The following is a 16,708-nucleotide window of genomic DNA, read 5'->3' on the forward strand; positions in this document are numbered from 1 at the left end:
CCACGCAATCCACCCCTTGGACCCGCTCCGTAAGGACCGCGTCCAAGGGCTGTGATTGCTCTCTGACAGGTGCCGGTGTGGGGGCCCCGTCCCCTCCATACCGGCACCGTTCCGGCCACTCACCGAGCCCTCGATCCGCCGGTCGGTTACTCAGCGACCGTTCCTGGATCACCTGCTTCTTCTCGACACTCCCCGTAAGGACTGCCTGTTGTCTTCACCCCTGTCCCGCGTCGCACACCTTGGCTCGATCGCCGCCCTCGCCGTGGTGCTCGGCGCCTGCGCCACCCCAGTCTCGACCTCCCTGGACACACCAGCGGATGCACCGGCGGCGCCCGCGCCAGCGGCGGGCTACCCGTCCGGTCACATTCATGGCATGAGCGTCGACCCTGGTACCAATCGCATCCTGCTCGCCACCCACGACGGACTCTTCGACGTCACCCATTTGCCGGCCCGACAGGTCGGCCCGACGATCGACCTCATGGGATTCACCAGCACCAGCGACGGCACCCTCTACGCCTCGGGTCATCCAGGACCCGGCACGGATCTCCCCGACCCTGTCGGTCTCATCACCAGCACTGATGACGGCCGCACCTGGGAACCCGTGTCACGGCAGGGCGAGACGGACTTTCATGCCCTCGCCGCAACCAGCGACGGACTCATCGGGCATGACGGACAGATCATCACCAGCCCCGACGGTCGCACCTGGACCGTCACAGCTGACAACGTGCCCGCCTACAGCCTCGCCGGCGCCGGCAACAACACCGTCTTGGCTACCACCGAAAAAGGCCTCTACCGGTCCGAGGACAGCGGAACCACGTGGGCGCCCGTTGCGACCGCGCCCTTGCTGATCTTCACGACCTTCGCCGGTGAGACAGCGGTCGGTGTCACCCCTGACGGAACAATTCACATCAGCGCTGATGCCGGTCTCACCTGGAAAAGAGGCGGTGCCATTGAAGGAGAACCTGCGGCGATCGCCGCGGCGCAGACCGACAATGACGGCCACCGCATCTGGGTAGCCACCGCCGAAGGAATTGAGGTCTCACGTGATGACGGGAAGACCTTCGCGCCGCTCACTACACCGTGATCCTCGGTGAAGGTGTCTACGGAGTAGCTTCCCTCCTCAGACCCCGACGACGCTGAGCCAGCCAGCGAGGGCCAGAAGGGTGATGACCAGGACCGGGATGGTCAGGACGATGCCGGTGCGGAAGTACTGGCCCCAACCGATGTGGATGCCCTTACGATCCAGGACGTGCAGCCACAACAGCGTCGCGAGGCTGCCGATCGGCGTGATCTTCGGGCCGAGGTCGGAGCCGATGACGTTGGCGTAGATCATCGCTTCCTGCGTCAGGCCGGTGGCTCCCGCTGCGCCGATGGCGAGGGAGGCGATGAGAACGGTGGGCATGTTGTTCATCAGGGAGGCGAGGACCGCGACGATGACGCCGACCCCAAGTGCGGTGATGAGCACACCGTTGTTGCTGATGGCAGAGAACACGCCGGCGAGTTCGTCGGTAAGGCCTTGGTTCCGCAGCCCGTAGACGACCAGGTACATGCCGATGGAGAACAGGACGATCTGCCAGGGCGCTTCCCGCAGAATCCGGGGTACCGAGATCCGTCCGTCCGGGAGGACCGCCATACCGCCACCAGCTGAGGAGAGTGGTGCGTCGTCGGCGTCCGCATGGGAGGTGTCTATGTCGGCTGTGGAGTGAGCGCCGTTCCCGGTGCTCCCGGTGCCACTGGTGGAGCGGTGAGCTGCACCGACGGTCTCGTAGTCGAGGTCCGCTGCCCGATCATCAGTATCAGTTCCGGACGTGGCTGACTGCGTTGTCGCCGGTGCTACCGCTGAGGCTGCTACTGGGACTGCGGTTCGGCGGAAGAGGAACGCGGGTTTGCGGGATGCGACGAGCATGAGGACCACGGCGCCCAATCCGGCCACGGCCGAGAGGGGGATGTTCAGTGGTTCTGCGGCGAAGTAGCCGAGGAGCAGGACCCCGAGGATCACCCAGCCGGTCTTGAAGGTCAGGAGGTCCGCGATGGCGGATTTTGGTGTTCCCAGAACGCTCATGTCATAGGTGCGAGGGATGGCTTCCCTGAAGAACAGGAACAGGACGCAGAGGCTGGTGGCCACGGAGACGATGCCGACGGGAACCATGACGACGGCGTAGCGGGCGAAGCTGATGTCGAAGAAGTCGGCGGTGACGATGTTCACCAGGTTCGATACGACCAGGGGCAGGCTCCCGGCGTCGGCGATGAAACCACACGCAATCACGAACGCGAGGGACGCCTTGGCGGGGAACTTCAGGGCGATGAGCATCTGGATCACGATCGGGGTGAGGATCAGCGCGGCGCCGTCGTTCGCGAACACGGCCGCGATCGCGGCCCCGAGCAGGACGATCAGCGCGAACAGCAGCCGTCCGTTGCCCCTGCCCCAGCGCGCGACGTGCAGGGCAGCCCAGGTGAAGAACCCGGACTCATCGAGGATGAGGGAGATGACCACGATCGCCACGAAGGCGAAGGTCGCGTTCCAGACGATGTCCCACACCACCGGTATGTCCGACAGGCTCACCACCGTGGTGATCAGCGCGACGGCTGCGCCTCCAAGGGCGGACCAACCGATGCCGAGACCTCGCGGCTGCCAGATGACCAGGGTCAGGGTGGCGAGGAAGATCAGAACAGCGACCACGGTCATGGCAGTCATAGCAACAGGGCTCCTAACAGGAGGGCGGGAAGAAACGCACCGGCGAACTCGCTCATGAGCTCACAGGTGAGGAGGTGGTGCTGGGGGTCAGCGGGTGGTGAGGGTGGTATGAAGGGCGGTGACGCGCTCGAGGATGTCATCGCGGACCAGACGCATTCTCTCGATACCGTCAATCCCGCGGTCGCTGGGCTCGTCGGTCTCCCATCGCTCGTAGAGGGTGCCGTCGACCTCGTCGACCTGCGCTTCGGCGCCGAGGATGACGACGACGTCCGCCTGCTCCTGATCCTCGATCGTGATCAGCCGGGGGACGTTCTGGCTGATGTCAACGCCCACCTCAGCCAGCACCTTGGCCGACAGTGCGTTGACCGCGGACCCAGGCTTCGAGCCAGCAGAAGCAGTGGTCACGGAGTCACCGGCGACCTTGTCCATCAGGCCGGCAGCCATCTGGGACTTGCCCCCGTTCTTCACGCACACGAACAGGACAGAGGGCTTGTCGGCCTTGAAACTCACAGGGGCACTCACTTCTTCTGGTCTGACGGGAAGAAAACAGGGGACAGGAAGGAACCAAGCAAAAAACGGGCAGGACCCGCAGCGGAGGTTACTTGGGTTCGGCGAGGACGCCTGCGAGGGCGTCCAGGGCACCGGGGACGATCGAGAAGTACGCCCACACGCCGCGCTTCTCGCGGTGCAGGATCCCGGCGTCGACGAGGATCTTCAGGTGATGCGACACCGTGGGTTGCCCGAGGTTCAACGGTTCGGTGAGGTCGCACACGCACGCCTCGTTCTCGGCGCTCGAGGAAATCAACGAGACCAGGCGCAGCCGGTTCGGATCGGCGATCGCCTTGAACTGCTTGGACAACTCTTCGGCCCGCTGCGCGCTCATCGCCGGCGTTCCGGACGGTACGCAGCACCGACCCTCATCAACCGCCCCAGTGGTCGCGAGGTTTGTGGCTGTAGCCCTGGTTTCTGCCGTGGTTCGGGGCTCGGCAATCGTCGTCATGCCACCCAGCATACCCGCACATTGACAACCGTCGATATGGCTCCGCATACTCGTATCGAAGCCAGTCAATCTCTTCCAAGTGCTCGTGCACGCGAGAAACCGGGCGCTGTTGACTCCTATCCACCATTGACGAGGCCTGTCCGGAGTGCCGGGACAGGGCGAAGACCGAAGGATTTCCCATGACCACCGGAACCTCCACGGAAGCAGCAGAAACGAACGCGACGGACACCCCAACTGGGAAGAAGCCGTCGGTCCTGTTCGTCTGTGTTCACAATGCAGGTAGGTCCCAGATGGCGGCCGCGTACCTGAATCACCTCTCCGAAGGCCGTATCGAGGTCCTGTCCGCAGGCTCCCAGCCCGCCGACCAGATCAACCCCTCAGCGGTCGAGGCGATGAAGGAGGAGGGCATCGACATCACCGCCGAAACCCCGAAGATCCTCACCACCGAAGCAGTCAAGGCGTCCGACGTCGTCGTGACGATGGGCTGCGGAGACGAGTGCCCGTACTTTCCGGGCAAGAGGTACGAGGACTGGGTCCTCGAGGATCCTGCAGGGAAGGGCGTCGAGTCCGTCCGCCCGATCCGCGACGAGATCAAGGGCCGCATCCAGCAGCTCATCAGCGAACTCCTGCCCACCGGTGCCGGTACAGGTACGCAGAGCACCTGACCCTCAGCCTTTCCCGTTCGTCACTTCCAGGATTCGAAAGGCACGCATCATGACAGACCTGCGGCAGGAAAAAATCACCATTGTGGGAGCCGGCCCCGAGAAGATCCGCTTCGAGTACGCCAGCGCGATCACCATGATCCACGGGGACGCAAAAGTCACCGGCGCCACCCTCACCAACGCCATCGCCGGGGACGTCCGGGAATTGGCTCCCACAGGGATCCTCGTGGCCATCGGGCACCTGCCCCGCACCGACCTCGTCCAGGACCAGGTCATCCTCGACGCCGAGGATTACATCGTCATCGACGCACCCACCACCCTGACGAACTTTTCCAGTGTCTTCGCCCGCGGCGACGCCGTCGACCACCGCTACCGGCAAGCCGACACCGCCGCAGGCTCCGGATGCGCCGCAGCCCTGCACGCCGAACGCTACCTCGCAGCTCTCGAGGACGCCCCCAGCACCGCTACCGCTCTCATCGAGGAGAACGCCCATGTCTGACACCACCACCACCAGCACCCTCACCGCATCAGCCGCCACATCGGCGGACACGACGGGCGCCGGCGACATCACGCATCTGCCGATTGCCGTGATCGGCGCCGGACCAATCGGGCTGTCCGCGGCCGCGCATCTCCTCGAGCAGGGGCTGACACCGATCGTCTTCGAGCAGGGAGACAGCGTCGGGGCCGCCGTCCGTAAGTGGGCGCACATCCGCCTGTTCTCGCCCTGGCAGTACAACATCGACCCCGCAGCCCGGCGGCTCCTGGAAGCCACAGGCTGGTTCGAGCCGCGCCAAACCGCACTGCCGTACGGGCGGGAGCTGGTGGAGTCCTATCTCGAACCCCTCGCCGCCCTCCCCGCCATCAAGGAGACTCTGCACCTCGAAAGCCGTGTCACCGCGGTCACCCGCCTCGGAATGGACAAGACCCGCACCAAAGGCCGCGACACCACCCCCTTCCTCGTTCGCGTCAGCGGCCCCGAGGGCACCGTCGATCACCTCGTGCGCGCCGTCATCGACGCCTCCGGCACCTGGAGCCAGCCCAACCCCCTCGGCCAAGCCGGGCTGAAGGCTTCGGGTGAAGGTAAGGCAGCCCGATTCATCACCAAGCCGTTGCCCGACGTCGTCGGCACCGAACGCGACCGCTTCGCCGGAAAGACCGTGATGGTCGTCGGCGCAGGCCACTCGGCCGCGAACACCCTCATCAACCTCGGCCAGGTCGCGAAGAACGAGCCCGGTACTCGCGTCCTCTGGGCCGTCCGCGGGAGCGGCTCTGCCCAGAAGCTCTACGGCGGCGGGGACCTCGACGGCCTGCCCGCCCGCGGCGCTCTCGGCAGCCGGCTCAAGAACCTCGTGGGCGACGGCGTGATCGAGCTCGTCACGAACTTCACCATCACGAACCTCGATACGACCGATACGGGCCTGGCCGTGACTGCGTCGACGCCGGACGGACCCCGCACCATCGACGTCGACGTCCTCGTGCCCGCCACCGGGTTTCGACCGAACCTCGACATCCTGCGCGAACTCCGCCTGGAACTCGACCCCGCGGTCGAGGCACCGCGCGCGCTCGGGCCCCTCATCGACCCGGAATTTCACTCCTGCGGAACAGTCCCCGCGCACGGCGCCGACGTCCTCGCCCACCCGGAGAAGGACTTCTACCTCGTCGGGATGAAGTCCTATGGACGCGCACCGACGTTCCTCCTCGCCACCGGATACGAACAGGTCCGATCCGTGACCGCCGCGATCGCCGGCGACCTCGAGGCCGCCTCCCGTCTCCAGCTCGAACTCCCCGAAACCGGGGTCTGCAGCACCGATCTCGGCGGTTCCTGCGACACCCCGGCCGCGACCTCAACTGACTCCCAGGGTGCTGCGTCGACCTGCGGGACCGGGATCAGCGCTGATGTTTCCTGCGGGACCGACACACCAGAGAGCGGTAACACCTGTGATGTCCCTGATGCCGATGACGTCGTTGAAGCCGAGACGGCCGGTGGTGCTGATGCGGGAAGCTGCTGCTCGGCCCCGCAGCTGGTTTCCGTCGGCATCCCCCTCGGCTTTTCCACCGGCACAGTTCACGGCCGATCCGGCGACCCGGACTACTGATCAAGACCGCTTGGCTGGGTGGGGTCGGCGCACGAACGTCGATCAAGACCCGGTCGGCGATCCCGCCTGCCGGCCAGCGCACCAGGTAAGGACGAACATCATGAGCACGTCACCGACCGCCGACGCCCCCACGGGCGCGCACGAGCACGTCCTGCAGCGCATCTACGAGGAACTGGCCGCGACCTTCGACGGGCTGTTCGGACCCGAGATGGTCGAACGCTACGTCTTCGAGTCCTACACGGCCCTGGCCCGCACAGCGAAGATCAAGACCTACCTCCCGGTCATCACCCGCCGCTTCGCCGTCGACCGGCTCAACGCCCTCGCCCACGCGCAGGGCAAGCGTCCCAGCGGCGTCCCAGAAGTCCTCTTCGTCTGCGTCCAGAATGCAGGCCGCTCCCAGATGGCCGCCGCCCTCCTCAAGGACCTCACCCAAGGCGCAGTGAACCTCCGCTCCGCGGGGTCCATGCCGGCCGAGCAGCTCGACGAGAACGTCGTGACGGCCATGAAGGAGATCGGGCTCGACCTCGACGAACAGTTTCCCAAACCGCTCACCGACGACGTCGTCCGGGCAGCCGACGTCGTCATCACCATGGGCTGCGGAGATACCTGCCCCATCTACCCAGGGAAGAAGTACGAGGACTGGAACATCAGCGACCCCGCCGCCATGGACCTCGCAGGCGTACGCTCCATCCGCGATGCATTGAAAACCCGGGTTTCGAACCTCGCTTCGCAGCTCATGAGCTGACCGCTGGTCCTCATTGGACTGACGTCTCGTTGCAGGGCGTGGTGCAACTCACCGCGACACATCGTGTGGGACCTCTGATGGCACGCATACGGTTCGGCTTTCCGGAGGACACAAGGGTAGGAACGACGCAGCTCACCCGGCGCTGTCATGAGGACATAGCGGGACTGCACGAGGGCCGCTGTCCTAGGCGTCACCGCGGGATTGTGCATCAAGTGCCGGTTCCTGATCTCTTCCACGGCCCCGCTCGTGTCCTTCGCCGGCAAGGAGCACCCCCGCGACATGACCTTTCACGCGGCAGCCTGGGCATCGATCACGTCGCTCTTGACGGAGCGGCTCCGTACCGAGGCATCGCTCCACCGAACCCCGCGGCGTCATGAATCTTCGAGTGGGTGTCCACGCCGACGGTGCTTGTCCCGACAGGCTGTTCCACGGCATCGACGTAGCGGAGTTCGCGGACGCGTCACGGTCCAGCATTCCCCTCCTTCCCCTGTCTCCCCGCCCGGAAGCATGGCAGGGTCGCAACATGGGCGCATCCGGTGCAGGGAGACGGTCACGACTCACGGTGCCGGGCGGAACGGTGCTCGCGCTGATGCTGACCGGCTGTCAGCCGTTCGCCGGATTGGCCTGCCCCGCTGTCGGCTGGATCAACGTGGTCGAGATCAGGCTGGACGGTCCCGAGGACGACGTCGGGCGGGTTGCCTGGGTTCAACTCTGCGACGACCGCGGCTGCTCCACGCCGGCGGCTCCGCCGTCTCGTTCGGCAGCACCGCCGTCTCCCCCGGATGTGGGCCCACCACCACCGCCGTCCCCACCCGCGTCATCCAGACCTTCTGTGACTGATCTCCCTGGGCCGTCCGCCCTCCCCACCGACACTCCGACGTTCGCGTCCGGGCCGGAGATGCCGGTGGTGCCGGACTACTGGACGGAGCCGGACGGGGACGGGCGCTGGAGGGTGCAGGTCGGCATGTCCACCCCCGACACCGTGACGGTCCGGGCCTTCGCCGCGGAGTCCGCCGTCCTCGCGGAGTCGACGGTGGATCTGACGTGGAAGCGGGTCGGAGGGTCGGAGGCGTGCGGCGGACCGATGGCCACCGAACCGCTCGGCCTGGCCATCCCCGGCTAGAGCGCCGACCCTCCGCCCGGCGTGCTGCTGAAGATCTGTCAATCCCTCAGCGCGCGTAGGTACCGTCTGCGCACGACGCGCTGAGCGACGAGGATCAGCGGGAAGACCGCCCGCCACGGCTGCGACGAAGAGGCACGCGTGAGAGACCGGACCGTGATGAAGACCGTGTCACCGTCCCGATGCACGATGAATGCCTCTTCCCCGCGCACAGGGTGCCCCGGCCGCGTCCGGTAGGAGAAACCGATCCTGTCCGGTTTCTCCACGACGGCAACCACCTCGACCGGTTCCGCCACGGTCAGACCGAGCAGGGTCGCGGTGACGGTGAGCCGCTCTCGCGGGACGACCGGCCCCGAGCTGCGCACGGAGAAGCCGCTGCGGGTCTTCACCGCCCAGCGCAGCACCTCTGCTCCGGTCCGTTGCCAGGTCGACTCGCCATGGCCGATGACGGCTGTCACCTCGGACCTGCGGAACGCACGATCGGTGGGTGGCCACAGCGGCTGATCCGGAGCGGTGGTCGCTCCGCCTGGGCTCACGCTGCCGCTCATACATCAGAATGTAGCCGACGGCAGAGGCCCCCGCCGGAGCGAGGGCCTCCACCGTTTTAGGACGATCGCCGGATCAGGGGATGTCGCTCCGGGCGGCGTCCCGCTGCAGCTCTCGGGCGTCGTAGTCGGTCAGGAAGCCCTGCCGCTCAAGCGTCCGGGCGCTCTCCTTCACGGCCTTCACGTACGCGCCGTGGTTGCGGTACAGGCCGTCGATGACGTCCTGGGACAGCGGCCGCTCGTAGCCCGCGATGAAGCAGAACGAGGCGCCCGTCGCCGTGCCGAACCAGGTGCTGGTCGGCGCATCGAGGAAGGGCGAGCGGATGCCGCCCTGCACGTTGCCGAAGGCGTCGAGCACGGGAGCCCCGCCGCGCACGAGGATCGGCTCCGCGCGAGGAGGTGCGATCCCCTCCCTCACCCACAGGTCCAGGTTGCGGAGAGCGGCGTTGAAGAAGATGGAGCTCGGGATCCTGCTGCGCGGCCCCTCGTTACAGGAGGCCGGCGGTACGTCGCGGTCCGCCGCGAGGATGTCCGCGGAGGACGCCGAGAACGTCAGCTCGTCGGGCGTGGCGTGCCCGGCGCCCGCCATCTCGTAGTGCCGGTACTGGTCGCCGGGTGCGTCGCTGTCGGGACGGCGTGAGCCGATGCCGAGCAGGTAGTCGGACTGCGACATCAGGCGCATGATCGGCACCCCGACGTCCTCGAACTGACGGCGCTCGTCCGTGGCCGGCGGGGCGGGCTCGCACTGGTTCATCGGGTAGGCGCCGGCGAACGCACCGCCGGCCACGGCGACGAGGTACGCGTCGTAGATCGGCTCACCGTCGGACTGCACCACGAGGGGGTGCACACCGTTGATGTAGTTCACGAGGTAGCCGCCGGTCTGCGAGTAGCCGAAGCCGTAGGCGTGCTCCACGCGGGTGGTGGGCGATCCGTACCGGAGCGGGTTCGCGGCGTCGTCGCTCTTGAGCCACGCGCCGACCTGCGAGTAGATGTCCCAGATCAAGCCGTTCTCGGTGGTGCGGGAGGAATCCGCAGCAACCGTGGCGCAGTTCCGTGGGTCGGTGAGCGGCAGCGGGTTGGCGAAGGAGAGCGAGGCGTACCGTTCCGGGTCGAAGTTCTTCAGCGCGTCGACCGCGATCGGCTTCGCCGTGATCCCCACCCAGGCGTCGCCGTTCGCGACGATCTCCTCCTGCGCCACCGCCCAGCCGATGTTGAGGTCGAACAGGTTGCTCGGGTTGAGCATCTCGACCACCACGTTGCCGCTGAACTTCTGGCCCTTCGCGGGTTTCCGCACCAGAACGCGGGTGGTGTAGGGGGCGTCGGCGGTCCGGATCTGTGCAGCGCCCGGCGCGGGCCAGGTGTAGACGTTCGAGGTACCGCTGACGAGGAATTCCTCCTCCACGTACCCGAGCGCCCCGAGGTCCTGCGGGACTTCCTGGTGGTCGGCCGCGCCGAAGGGATAGGAGTCGGCGGTGCTCGCCAGCGGCCCCTCCACGACAGGGATCGGTGTGGTCGCCGCAGCTGCGTTCGGGGCGGGCGGCGTAGGGGCCTTCGCGGCCGCGGGGACCGCGGACGCACCCAGCCCGGTGACGGCCAGGGTCATGCACAAGAGGACGGACAGGCGGGATCTCATCGATGCTCCTTCTCGACGCCGGGCTGCGCTGCCCGACACGCTCCGCGACACCCGGCTCCTGTGCCGGGCGTCCCCCTGTCAGCGCGGTCCGAGGGACCGCGATCATCAGGTGGCGAAGCATTCCGACAGTAGGTACGCGGCACGAGGAGGGTCAAGGGTGGTGCGGACACGTGCACCAACGTGCAAAAGTTGATTCCCATGAGCAACCCTTTCCTCGCGCCGAGCACCCTCGACTACCAGCTGCCCCCCTTCGCCGACATCCGTGACGAGCACTACCTCCCGGCGTTCGACGCGGGGATCGAGCAGCACCTCGCCGAGATCGCCGCGATCACCGGCTCCGAGGAGGCACCGACCTTCGACAACACGGTCGTTGCGCTCGAACGTGCGGGCAGCACGCTCGACCGCGTGTCCCGCGTGTTCTTCAGCAACTCCGTCAGTCACGCCACCCCGGCCGTCCAGGACATCGAGCAGCAGATCTCGCCCCGCCTCGCCGAGCACGAGGACAACATCAAGCTCGACCGGGCACTCTTCGAGCGCCTGCGTCAGGTGCCGCTGGACGGGCTCGACGACGAGTCCGCGCGCCTCGTCGACGAGTACCTCCGCTCGTTCGTGCGGGCGGGGGCGGAACTCGACGACGACGCCCAGACGACGCTGCGGCGCCTGAACACCGAGCTCTCGAGCCTCAGCACGGAGTTCTCGCAGAAGCTCCTGAAGGACACGAACGCCTCGGCACTGCTGCTCGACGCCCCCGAGGAGCTCGACGGCCTCTCCGCCGATGCCGTCTCGGCCGCAGCCACCGCGGCGAAGGACGCCGGGCACGAGGGCAAGTACCTGCTGACGCTCATCCTCCCCACCGCGCAGCCGGCCCTCGAACAGCTGACGGACCGCGACGTCCGCCGGCGGCTCCACGAGGCGTCCGTCACCCGCGGTGCACGCGGCAACGACGCCGACACCCTGGCGATCGCCGCCCGCATGGCATCCCTGCGCGCCGAACGCGCTGCCCTGCTCGGCTTCGACTCGCATGCCGCGGCGGCGACCGACAGCCAGACCGCGCCGTCGTACGAGGCGATCATGCAGCGCATGCGGGAGCTCGCGGCGCCCGCCGTCCGCAACGCACGCGCCGAGGCGGCCGAGCTGGAAGCGGCGGCGGGTCACCCGATCGAGCCGTGGGACTGGGCGTACTACGCCGCGAAGGTGCGGAAGGCGAAGTTCGACGTCGACCTCGACGCCCTGCGCCCCTACTTCGAACTCGAGCGCGTGCTCCAGGACGGCGTGTTCCACGCGGCGGGCCGGCTGTACGGGCTGACCTTCTCGGAGCGCCCCGACCTCATCGGCTACCACCCCGACGTCCGCGTCTGGGAGGTGTTCAACGAGGACGGCTCGGGGCTCGGGCTCTTCCTCGGCGACTTCTACACCCGCGACACCAAGAGTGGCGGCGCCTGGATGAACTCCTTCGTGGACCAGTCGACGCTCGAGGGGACGCGCGCCGTCGTCATCAACAACCTGAACATCTCCCGGCCCGGGACGGGCGAGCCCACGCTGCTCTCCTACGACCAGGTGGTGACGATGTTCCACGAGTTCGGCCACGCGCTGCACGGTCTCTTCTCGGACGTCACCTACCCGATGTTCGCCGGCACCTCCGTGCCCCGGGACTTCGTCGAATACCCCTCGCAGGTCAACGAGATGTGGATCCTCTGGCCGGAGATCGTCGCGCACTACGCACGCCACCACGAGACGGGCGAGCCGCTCCCCCAGGACGTCATCGACCGCATCCACGCAGCCGGGGCCTGGGGTGAGGGCTTCGAGACCACCGCGTACCTCGGCGCCACCCTGCTCGATCTCGCCTGGCACTCCATCCCCGCCGGGACCGTCGTCGAGGATCCGCTGGCCTTCGAGGCGCGCGCGCTGGCCGAAGCCGGCGTGGACTTCGCCCCGGTGCCGCCGCGGTACCGCACGTCCTACTTCAAGCACATCTTCGCGGGCGGGTACGCGGCGTCCTACTACGCCTACATCTGGAGCGAGATGCTCGATGCCGACACGGTGGAGTGGTTCAAGACCTCCGGCGGCCTGACCCGGGAGAACGGCGACCACTTCCGGCGCGAGCTGCTCGCCCGGGGCAACAGCATCGATCCGCTCGAGGCGTTCCGGCGCTTCCGCGGGCGCGACGCCGAGCTGCAGCCCCTGCTGAAGCGCCGCGGCCTCGCGTGAGTGGTGCCGTGACGGGTGATCTCCCGTGGTGACCATCGCGCAGTGCCAGCGCCTCCAGACCGCCTGGCTCGCCGCCCTCGCGACGGCGACCGGAGGGAAGACGTTCTCGACCCACGGGAACACCTGGGTGTGGCTCCCCGCCCGTCGGGAGCTCGCCATGATGTTCCCGCCGTCGCTCAGCGCGCACTCCGTGCGTCCGGCGCTCGCCGAGGGCATGCGCCTCGGGGCCGCGACCGCGCGTGTGTGGCTGAACGGCGCCGTCGACCCCTCCGCGCTCGGTCCGCTCGGGTTCTCACCCGGCTGGCAGCCCTGGTGGATGGCTGCGCCGGTCTCCGCCGTCGGAGATCCTCGGGGCGAGCACCATGGTGCCGATGGGTCCACGGGCGAACCCGCCGGAGATCGTGCGGAGCGCCGCGCCGTTCTCACGGCCGACGTCCCCGACTACCGCGGGCCGCTGGAGCAGGAACTCCGTGTGGTCCGCTCGCAACCCCGGCAGGCATGGCACGCCGTGACCCGGGATCCTGGCGCCGGGAACATCACCGGCGCCGCCTACTCCTTCTATCCGGCCGGGGTGACGGGCCTGCGCGGACTCGGCGGCATCCATCACCTCGAAGTGCTGCCCGCGTACCAGCGGCGCGGACTGGCCACAGCACTGCTGAGCACGACGGCCCGCGCTGCGCAGGAGGCGGGCGCCGAGCACCTGGCCGTCAACGCGACGCCGCAGGGCTACGAGTTCTTCTCGCGACGGGGCTTCACGCTCCTCGGGCGTGGCAGGACCCTCTCGATGGGTCTCTGAGCGGATCATCTCGCCGCTACTGTGGGTGCAATGAATTCCGAAGAGCGAGCGTCTCCGCCCCTGGCTGCCGGTGAAGCCGCAACTCTCTCGGGCTTCCTCGACTACCTCCGCGGGACTGTCGTCCTCAAGGCGCACGGACTCCGGGACGACGACGGTGCCCGGCGGCTTCTCCCCTCCGCCTCGACCGTCTCCGGGATCGTCCGGCACCTCGCGCACGTGGAGCGCAGTTGGTTCCACGACGACATCGAAGGCGACGTGGACGGTCCGTGGGCACGGTCACGCCGCAGCCGGCACCAGGAGTTCGCCGTCACGCCCGCGGACAGCCTCGACGAGATCGTGCGCGACTACGAGGCCGCCTGCGCTGAATCGCGGGAGATCCTGGCGCGGCACTCTCTCGACGACCCGTGCCGCGGCACGTCGAACGAGCACAACGTCCGCTGGGTCGTGGTGCACATGATCGAGGAGACCGCCCGGCACTGCGGGCACGTGGACATCCTGCGGGAACTGCTCGACGGCTCCACCGGTCAGTAGATCCACCGCGTTCCTCCCCCACCGCACTCGGGAACAGCGAAGGACCGCAGCCCTTCGTAGGCTGCGGTCCTTCTGCCCCGGTGGTGCTGGTGGTGCTGGTGGTGCTACCAGCCGCGCTCCGCCAGGCGGTGCGGCTGCGGGATCTCGTCGACGTTGATGCCGACCATCGCCTCGCCGAGCCCTCGTGACACCTTCGCGATCATGTCCGGATCATCGTGGAACGTGGTGGCCTGGACGATCGCGTTGGCGCGCTCGGCCGGGTTACCCGACTTGAAGATGCCCGAGCCCACGAAGACGCCGTCGGCGCCGAGCTGCATCATCATCGCGGCGTCCGAGGGAGTCGCGATTCCACCGGCAGTGAAGAGCACCACGGGTAGGCGGCCTGCCGCAGCGGTCTCCCGGACCAGCTCGTAGGGCGCCTGCAGCTCCTTCGCCGCGACGTACAGCTCGTCCTCCGCCATGGAGGAGAGGCGGTTGATCTCGGCGCGGATGGTGCGCATGTGCATGGTGGCGTTGGAGACGTCGCCGGTTCCCGCCTCACCCTTCGAGCGGATCATGGCCGCACCTTCGTTGATACGGCGCAGCGCCTCGCCGAGGTTGGTTGCCCCGCAGACGAAGGGGAGGGTGAACTTCCACTTGTCGATGTGGTTGGTGAAGTCGGCGGGCGTGAGCACCTCAGACTCATCGATGTAGTCGACGCCGAGGGACTGCAGGACCTGCGCCTCGACGAAGTGCCCGATCCGCGCCTTCGCCATGACGGGGATGGAGACGGCCTCGATGATGCTGTCGATCATGTCGGGGTCGCTCATGCGCGAGACGCCACCCTGGGCGCGGATGTCCGCGGGCACCCGCTCGAGGGCCATGACGGCGACGGCACCGGCGTCCTCGGCGATGCGTGCCTGCTCGGCCGTGACGACGTCCATGATGACGCCGCCCTTGAGCATCTCGGCCATGCCGCGCTTTACCCTGTTGCCGCCCGTCTGTGCAGCAGCGGTCGAATTTCCTTCAACGGTGGACACAACTTGCCCCTAAGAGGTAGATGAAGCTGACATGTCATGATACGTCGCCTGAGATGCCCGCCCGCCCCGCGGGAGGGCCGCGGTCACGCGCCGTCACGTGCGGTCACCCTTGCACCACGGGCCTCCGGTTCCGCGTCGGCGAGTTCCCTCGCTCGTCCCGCGGAGCGCAAGCGGAGACCCCGGAAGAACGAGAACCGCCGACCAGCCACAGCCGCCGGCCGTGGACGCTTCCGTAGACTCGTGACCATGACCATGGGGACGAGTGGACGCGTGCAGGCATGACGAAGAGTGACCCTCGCATGGCGCCAGGACGACCGAGCATGACTCACGTGAGCCGCTCCGTGTTCGGGATCTCCCTCGCTGTCTGTATCGGCGTCACGATTCTCGGCGAGCGGTTGCCGGCGGGGTGGGGGCCCGCTTCGCTCCTTGCCATGGTTGTGGCTGCATGCGCGTTCCTGACGTGCTCCGTTCTCGACTATCGACGTGATCGAGCGGCGCTCAGCGCTGTCGAGGAGCAGCAGGCCGAATGACTGAGATGTTGACGACACCTGCTCTCTCCTCCCGAAGTGGGCGAGCCGACACTCAGTCGAGCCAGTCCGGGGGGCCGGCCAGGCCGATCCGGTAGCGCGCCGCCTCCTCGGAGGGGCTGAAGGGCCCGAGGGCAAGTTGGAAGGTCCGCAACTGCAAGCGCGTGCGCTGCAACCGGAGGCGAGCTGTGAGCGAGCCATCGCCGCGACCGGGCACCCCGGCGAGGGGGGCCACGGACGGGGACACCACCAGCGCGCCGGCGCTTGCGATACCGCTGTAGAAGACCGCCTCGGCCCTGTTCAGCCCGCCCGGGGCGCCGAGGAACGCGAGGAGCTCGGCGGGGACCGGTTCGAGTTCGGGCTCCACCGCGCGGAGGGCCTCCGCGAGCTCCCGGCGACTGCCCGGCAGGTCCACGGCCCCGAGCGCCCGGGCGCTGAGCGACCACTCGGCGACGTAGGTGTCGGCCCAATCACGGCCGAACCTCGGTGCCAGGTCGTGTCCGACGGCCTCCTGGGCGGCGAGGAAGGCGTCCGTGAAGGCCAGGTGCACCCAGCGGAGCAGGGCGGGGTCGGAGGCGGAGTAGACGCGGCCGTCGTCGGTGGTGCCGCGGACCCGCCCATGCATACCCCGGACCCTCGCCGCCTCCCGCTCGGCGAGCTCCGCCGAGCCGAAGGTGCTCACGGTGAGCCAGCGCGCTGTCCCCGCGAGGCGGGCCCAGGGGTCGCTGCGGTAGGAGGAGTGACGCGCCACCCCGGCCATCGCCAGCGGGTGCGTGCCCTGCCCGAGAAGGGCCGCGACTCCACCCACCAGGGTGGAGAGGTCGCCGTGCACCCGCCAGACGACGCCGTCGGGCTCGAACAAGCCCGGCCCCTCCCCCACCGTGGCGATGTCGCGCACCCAGTCGGGAGCGCCAGTCGGGTCACCGGAGACCCGGGCGCGGAAGGCGCGGCGAACGCGATGGCCCAGGTCGGCGGGGCGCGGTAAGTGGCTGGCAGGCATCATGCTCCAACGGTAGGTCGAGGACGACGGACACCCGGATAGGACTCCACGACGAAGCGTAGAACACGGCCCTGACACCGCCGTCGACGCGCAGCCGCGCTCGAGAAGGGCCGTGCGCAGCTCGACGGACT

The 16,708-nt window shown here is 68.0% G+C and carries 16 protein-coding genes and 1 pseudogene; 10 read left to right on the forward strand and 7 right to left on the reverse strand.

Annotation, left to right across the window (positions count from 1 at the left end; translation table 11 throughout):
• Positions 1–262 precede the first annotated feature (262 nt).
• Complete coding sequence (locus tag AC4D12_RS07690; RefSeq protein ID WP_490949301.1) at positions 263–1,084, forward strand: F510_1955 family glycosylhydrolase; 822 nt, start codon at positions 263–265, stop codon at positions 1,082–1,084.
• A 36-nt stretch (positions 1,085–1,120) separates the two neighbouring features.
• On the opposite strand, the gene AC4D12_RS07695 is transcribed toward AC4D12_RS07690, so the two are convergent.
• From AC4D12_RS07695 to AC4D12_RS07705, 3 genes are all read right to left on the reverse strand, one after another.
• Complete coding sequence (locus AC4D12_RS07695; RefSeq protein ID WP_490949302.1) at positions 1,121–2,695, reverse strand: arsenic transporter; 1,575 nt, start codon at positions 2,693–2,695, stop codon at positions 1,121–1,123.
• Between the two features lie 87 nt (positions 2,696–2,782).
• Entirely contained in the window at positions 2,783–3,205 is a 423-nt protein-coding gene (locus AC4D12_RS07700; RefSeq protein WP_490949303.1) for an arsenate-mycothiol transferase ArsC, read from the reverse strand.
• 88 nt (positions 3,206–3,293) lie between these two features.
• Positions 3,294–3,578 carry an ArsR/SmtB family transcription factor gene (locus AC4D12_RS07705; RefSeq protein ID WP_490949304.1) on the reverse strand — a complete coding sequence of 95 codons (285 nt, stop codon included), beginning with the start codon at positions 3,576–3,578 and terminating at the stop codon, positions 3,294–3,296.
• A 296-nt stretch (positions 3,579–3,874) separates the two neighbouring features.
• Here AC4D12_RS07705 and AC4D12_RS07710 point away from each other — a divergent pair, with 296 nt between their 5' ends.
• The 5 genes and pseudogenes from AC4D12_RS07710 (at position 3,875) to AC4D12_RS07730 (ending at position 8,321) form a co-directional block, all read left to right on the forward strand.
• A complete protein-coding gene (locus tag AC4D12_RS07710) occupies positions 3,875–4,360 on the forward strand; it encodes an arsenate reductase ArsC (protein ID WP_490949305.1) in 486 nt (161 codons plus the stop codon).
• Between the two features lie 31 nt (positions 4,361–4,391).
• Positions 4,392–4,856, forward strand: a pseudogene (locus tag AC4D12_RS07715) (NAD(P)/FAD-dependent oxidoreductase); the annotation flags it as partial.
• Positions 4,849–6,453, forward strand: a complete 1,605-nt coding sequence (locus tag AC4D12_RS07720; protein ID WP_490949306.1) for an FAD-dependent oxidoreductase — start codon at positions 4,849–4,851, stop codon at positions 6,451–6,453. The pseudogene AC4D12_RS07715 and the gene AC4D12_RS07720, both read left to right, overlap by 8 nt.
• Positions 6,454–6,553: 100 nt before the next feature.
• On the forward strand, positions 6,554–7,198 hold the full coding sequence (locus AC4D12_RS07725) for an arsenate reductase ArsC (protein WP_490949307.1): 645 nt from the start codon (positions 6,554–6,556) through the stop codon (positions 7,196–7,198).
• Positions 7,199–8,030: 832 nt separating this feature from the next.
• Entirely contained in the window at positions 8,031–8,321 is a 291-nt protein-coding gene (locus AC4D12_RS07730) for a hypothetical protein (RefSeq protein WP_490949308.1), read from the forward strand.
• Positions 8,322–8,359: 38 nt separating this feature from the next.
• Here AC4D12_RS07730 and AC4D12_RS07735 read toward each other — a convergent pair whose 3' ends face one another.
• Both AC4D12_RS07735 and AC4D12_RS07740 read right to left on the reverse strand, forming a co-directional pair.
• A complete protein-coding gene (locus AC4D12_RS07735) occupies positions 8,360–8,866 on the reverse strand; it encodes a DUF1990 family protein (RefSeq protein WP_490949309.1) in 507 nt (168 codons plus the stop codon).
• 73 nt (positions 8,867–8,939) lie between these two features.
• Positions 8,940–10,496 carry an alpha/beta hydrolase domain-containing protein gene (locus AC4D12_RS07740; protein WP_490949310.1) on the reverse strand — a complete coding sequence of 519 codons (1,557 nt, stop codon included), beginning with the start codon at positions 10,494–10,496 and terminating at the stop codon, positions 8,940–8,942.
• A 198-nt stretch (positions 10,497–10,694) separates the two neighbouring features.
• Here AC4D12_RS07740 and AC4D12_RS07745 point away from each other — a divergent pair, with 198 nt between their 5' ends.
• Genes AC4D12_RS07745 through AC4D12_RS07755 form a run of 3 tightly spaced genes read left to right on the forward strand, consistent with a single transcriptional unit; the run spans position 10,695 to position 14,031 of the window.
• A complete protein-coding gene (locus AC4D12_RS07745; protein WP_490949311.1) occupies positions 10,695–12,704 on the forward strand; it encodes a M3 family metallopeptidase in 2,010 nt (669 codons plus the stop codon).
• A 25-nt stretch (positions 12,705–12,729) separates the two neighbouring features.
• Complete coding sequence (locus tag AC4D12_RS07750) at positions 12,730–13,500, forward strand: GNAT family N-acetyltransferase (protein ID WP_490949312.1); 771 nt, start codon at positions 12,730–12,732, stop codon at positions 13,498–13,500.
• A 30-nt stretch (positions 13,501–13,530) separates the two neighbouring features.
• Positions 13,531–14,031, forward strand: a complete 501-nt coding sequence (locus AC4D12_RS07755; RefSeq protein WP_490949313.1) for a DinB family protein — start codon at positions 13,531–13,533, stop codon at positions 14,029–14,031.
• A gap of 104 nt (positions 14,032–14,135) precedes the next feature.
• Here AC4D12_RS07755 and pdxS read toward each other — a convergent pair whose 3' ends face one another.
• Positions 14,136–15,050: a pyridoxal 5'-phosphate synthase lyase subunit PdxS gene (gene pdxS, locus AC4D12_RS07760; RefSeq protein ID WP_490949314.1), complete on the reverse strand. Its 915-nt coding sequence runs from the start codon at positions 15,048–15,050 to the stop codon at positions 14,136–14,138.
• A gap of 329 nt (positions 15,051–15,379) precedes the next feature.
• Here pdxS and AC4D12_RS07765 point away from each other — a divergent pair, with 329 nt between their 5' ends.
• Positions 15,380–15,580 carry a hypothetical protein gene (locus tag AC4D12_RS07765; protein WP_490949315.1) on the forward strand — a complete coding sequence of 67 codons (201 nt, stop codon included), beginning with the start codon at positions 15,380–15,382 and terminating at the stop codon, positions 15,578–15,580.
• A 52-nt stretch (positions 15,581–15,632) separates the two neighbouring features.
• Here the strand turns inward: AC4D12_RS07765 and AC4D12_RS07770 are convergent, their stop codons facing one another.
• Positions 15,633–16,580, reverse strand: a complete 948-nt coding sequence (locus AC4D12_RS07770; protein ID WP_490949316.1) for an oxygenase MpaB family protein — start codon at positions 16,578–16,580, stop codon at positions 15,633–15,635.
• Positions 16,581–16,708 lie beyond the last annotated feature (128 nt).

The sequence above is a fragment of the Arthrobacter sp. TJ-266 genome, from assembly GCF_058269115.1.